Genomic DNA, 4,734 nt, shown 5'->3' with positions numbered 1-4,734 from the left:
GACCGGGTGGCTGGTCACCCACAGGCAGTGGCCGTCGGCGTCGGTGAGCAGCTCGTCGAAGCCGGGGCCGCGTCCGACCAGGGAGGCGATCGAGGCCACCGACGGGGCGAGCACGATGCCGCGCAGGGTCGGGTCGGAGCCGTCGCGATGCTCGTCGAAGGCGCCGGGCTGACCGACGATGAGGAACCGGGTGATCGAACCGGAGAGGTCGTCGATCTCGCGCTCGACCACATGGACGAACGGGTGATCCGCCTCGGCGCCTGACGAGGCCAGCGCGATCGCCGGACCGCCGGCGGTGAGCAGCTGGCCCAGGGCGTCCGCGGTCGAGGCGCACGGACGCGGATCCAGACCCCAGCGTCGGACGAAGCTGGTGCACTGGGCCAGCGCCTGCGGATGGCTGAACACCGGTGCGCCGCGCAGTTCGGACAAGGCGACAGGGGCAGCCGCATACGCATCGAACCGGACGGCGACGTCCACCACCCCACCGGCCACCACCGGCACATCGGAGGCCAACAGCGCCTTGGTCGAGCGGGTGACCAGGCCGGACGCCGAGCTGGTGATCGGCAGCACGCCGAGGCCGCCGGCCCGGGTCGCCTCCAGCACGTCGTCGAAGGAGTCCACCGCCTCGATCCGGACGTCGTGCTCGCCGGCCCCGGCCAGGCCCACCGCGAACTGCCGGGCAGCGTTCTCGGAGAAGGTGCCGGGCGGGCCCAGATAGCGCAGCTCGGGACGGGTTTCGCGCAGCGGCCGGGCCACCCCGTGCGGCCAGGCGTAGGCGACCTCGACGGCCCGGCGGAGTCGCTCGATGGTCTCGTCCAGGTCGAGGTCGGCACGGATCTCGGTGCGGATCACCACCGCCCGCTGACCGGTCCGGACCGCCTCGGAAACCAGGTAGGCGGCGCCCACCCCGCGCTGTTCGCGCACCACCGAGGCGACCCCGTCGCCGGCCACCGATTCGGGCACCAGGAAGCGGATGTCGCGGCGCAGGTGGGCCAGCCACGAGTCGAGGGCGACCTCGAGTTCGGCGTCCGAGAGCACCTCGACATGCCCGATGCCGAACCGGGTCCGGACGGCCTTGCCGCGGCGTCCGAGCCGTTTGGCGTTGCGGACGCCCGGTCCGAGCAGCAGCGCGGCCTCGCCCCGCGGGCCGATCAGCAACTCCTCCAGCACCAGGTGCACCGGGGTCAGGTCGACCAGCCGTCCGACCCGCAGCTTGTCGGGGCGTCCGGTCGGGTACAGACCGACCAACCCGCCCAGCCGGCGCACCCGGGCCAGGGTGGCCCGCTTCGACTGGCCTGCGGTCAGGGTCGCGGCGGCGGTGTTGCGGACGGTGTCGAACAAGGCACCGCTGAACCGGTCCCGGGTCGCGGTGATCCGGGCCACCAGGTCGTCGCGGGAGGTCGCGGACGCGCTCACCGACGCCACCGCGGCAGCCAGTTCGGCGGCGGCGGTTTCGCCGTCGACGCTGGCCTGGATGTGCGCCAGGGTGAGTTCCTGGTTCTCTTCCAGCAGGCTCACCGCCAGCCCGAGCAGCGCCTCGAACAGCGGCGTCCGGGCGGCCCACAGCTCATCGGCCAGGTCGAGTCCGCTCTCGGCGACGGCGGTGACGAAGCCGAGCAGCGCCTGGTGGGTGAGCGCCAGCACGTAGGTCATGATCCGGTCGTGCCGCTCGGGCGACAGCACCGTGTAGATGCCGCCGCGGCTGGTGATCGCCTCGGCCAGCCAACCGGTCGCCACCCCGCGCACCTCGGTGGCGCACACCGTCTGGCCGTCCAGCGAACGGGCCGCGGTGTCCATCAGCGGGTGCAGCGCGACGGCCGTCCGGTCGGGGACGGCGGCCAGCAGGTCCATCGTCCAGCTGAAGCTCGCGCCGACCATGATGATCGGCGCATCGGCCGGCAGCAGGGCGTCCACGTCGGCGAGCACCCCGGCGGCGGCGCCGTCCGGAACGGCGAGGCAGATGATGAAGCCCGCGGCGCCCAGTTCGGACGCGACCTCGTCGAGGGTGCCGGTGCGCACCGGCGTCGCGCTGTAGGCGTGGACCGCCCCCTCGAGCAGTTGCGCGGAGGCGGCGGTGTCGACGAGCACGACCTGCTGCCAGGGCAGGTCGGCGAACAGGTGGTCGGAGAGCCAGCGCCCCATGCCTGCGGCGGCGCCGACGACGAGCAGCCGAGAAGGTTCGCCGGGCTGCGCTGACTGGGTCACCGGGTCAGTGTAAGCGGAACCCCTCGGTGCCGCCTTTCGTTGGTCGAGCTTGTCGAGACCCTGGACGTGCGCGCGCTGGCAAGGGGTTTCGACAGCTCAACCAGCGGCGGTTATGACCGGCCCCCCGCTCAGCCGACCGCGACGACGGACGCCACGGCGCGATCCAGCGCCGGGAACTGGGCGGCCGCACCGGGATGGTCGGGTCGCAACTCGACCAGCGCGAAGTGGCGTCCGTTCGGCAGCGCCACCACCAGCATCGACAACTCGACCCGTTCGGCGGCGCCGTCCGACAGCGTGCCGGTCACCGTGGCGTGCGCCCAACGTGCCGGATACGGCCCGATCGCCGTCTCCGGGTCGCTGCGGACGTCACTGACCCGCAGATCGGTCAGCGAGCGGTAGACGCGGGCCCCGACCTCGGCGAGGACACCCCGTCCGGTGGCGTCCAGGTCACCGACGACCACGGTGCGCGGCTCGAGGTCGGCGACGATCAGACCCACCGGCAGGTTCTGGTTCTGCTTCCAGCCCGGGTCAGCGGCCCACGCGATCAGCGTCGCCTCGGTGAACAGGCCGGTGGTCGAGGTCGGGTCGGCGACATCGAACGGCTTGCCGGGCATTTGCCCACTCAGGTACGGCTCGACCGTCAGTGTGCGGCTCAGCGGATCGACGCTGACCCGGTGCACAGGCTGGCTGGGCAGGATCGAAGCCGGTCCGACAGTGGGTGCGGGCACCGTCGGCGCCGGTAGCACTGGCCCTCGGACGGCGCCCACCACGGCCAACGCAACGGTGACCACGAGCGCGGTCACCGCCACGGTGACCAGGGCACGAATGGCGACGCTGCGTCGCCGTCCGACCTCCGTGCCACTCACCCGGGGAGTGTAACCAGGCGCCTGGTCAGAGCTCGGCGCTCGATCCGTCAGGGTGTCGCCGGACGACCGCGGAACCGGCGCCAGCCGTCCCGCAGCAGGCTCATCCGGGGCATCTCGCCGCCCTCGGAACGCCACCACCAGATCACCCAGATGATGGCCACGATCTGGGCGGCGGTGCACAGCACATCGCGCATCGCGAAACCGGCGATCACCACGCCGGGCCCGAACTCGATCACCCGGCCGGTGACGTAGGCCAGCGACAGCCAGGTGCCGCGCCACATGGTGATCACATCGAGCCGGTTGGCCGCCATCAGCGCCAACGGCACCCAGGTGATCAGGTCGTACCAGCTCAGCGTGTACGGCGAGGTGATCAGCCACGCGGCGGTCAGCAGCGCCGCCGTCCGGACCGCGATGGTCAACGGATCACGCCTCGGATCGGTTCCCGCCGGGGCGCCCGGGGCGGTCTCCCAGGGCAGCACCCGGGACAGCATCCACCCGACCGCCACCATGCCGGCCATGCCGAGCACGCTGATCACCCGGCGGGTGATGCCGTCGCCGACCGTGACGACGCCGAGACCGAGCAGCCACTCCGCCCAGGAGCCGGCCGACACGTACGAGGTGTTCCGGCCGGCCGCGAACAACGCCTCGGGGGCGAACAGTCCGTAACCGAGCCCGATGGTGACCGCGGCCGCCACACACAACTGGATCAGCTTGCGCGGCTGATGCCGGTAGCCCCACACCATCGCCAACCCGTAGTAGACCAGCGACACCTTGACGCAGCCGGCCAGGCCGATCCCGACGCCGGCCAGCCAGGCGTTGCGCCGCATGAACCACAGTCCGGCGACGGCGAACACCAGCGTCAGCGGCTCGTTGTGGGCCTGCGCGCAGATCGACCAGATCATGATCGGGTTGAGAATGGTGAACAGCACCGCGCGGGTCTGGAAGGCCGGGTCGCCGTGCGCCATCTTCACCGCGATGAAAGCCACCACCAGGAACGGCAGCACCGCGAACATCTGCAGCCAGAACACCACCTGGTGCATGCTTTCGCCGCCCAGGGTGGCGGCCAGCCACTGGCTGAACGAGGCGATCGGGCCGTACACCGAGGGGGTGTCCTGCCAGGGCGCCTCCATCCAGCGCATCACCGGATCGAACTCCTGCCGGACGATGTTCGCCGGGGTGATGTCGTAGGGGTTCCAGCCCAGCACCATCAGCCGTCCGTAGGCGGCGTACATCAGCACATCGGCCGAAGTCAGCGGCGGTACCAGCGAGGTGACCAGGCAGAGCACCGCGCCCAGCACGAAGAGCCGATGGATGTTCGGCCGCCAGCCGGTGTCGACGGCGCGATAGCAGATCCACAACCCGATCGAGCCTGCGATGAGGGCGATCCACAGCGACAGCACCGCCACCCACTCGTTGAGGCTGACGATGCCCGCCGGCAGGTACCAGGGCGGCATCAGCGAGCTGCGCGGACCGAGCCGCAGCGCAACCGCCGACGGACCCATGAAGGCGATCACGATGGTCACGATGGTGGCGGCGACGATCAGCCGCAGACCGAGCCGGGAGTTCTTCGTCCACTCCTGGTCGAGGACCGCGCGAGCACGAGTAACCAGCGCGCTCGACATGGGACTCCTCGGGGTAGACGGCACCGCCGAGGATATCGGGC

The 4,734-nt window shown here is 71.4% G+C and carries 3 protein-coding genes; all 3 read right to left on the bottom strand.

Annotation, left to right across the window (positions count from 1 at the left end):
* Positions 1 to 2,205: prephenate dehydratase domain-containing protein (locus Q0066_RS02585; RefSeq protein WP_298129763.1), on the bottom strand; the 2,205-nt coding region annotated here is incomplete at its 3' end.
* Between the two features lie 128 nt (positions 2,206 to 2,333).
* Positions 2,334 to 3,071 carry a hypothetical protein gene (locus tag Q0066_RS02580; RefSeq protein ID WP_298129761.1) on the bottom strand — a complete coding sequence of 246 codons (738 nt, stop codon included), beginning with the start codon at positions 3,069 to 3,071 and terminating at the stop codon, positions 2,334 to 2,336.
* Positions 3,072 to 3,118: 47 nt separating this feature from the next.
* Entirely contained in the window at positions 3,119 to 4,693 is a 1,575-nt protein-coding gene (mptB, locus tag Q0066_RS02575) for a polyprenol phosphomannose-dependent alpha 1,6 mannosyltransferase MptB (RefSeq protein ID WP_298129759.1), read from the bottom strand.
* Positions 4,694 to 4,734 lie beyond the last annotated feature (41 nt).

This window comes from Micropruina sp., from assembly GCF_027492755.1.
Taxonomy (GTDB): domain Bacteria; phylum Actinomycetota; class Actinomycetes; order Propionibacteriales; family Propionibacteriaceae; genus Micropruina.
This window is presented reverse-complemented; position numbering and strand designations above follow the sequence as displayed.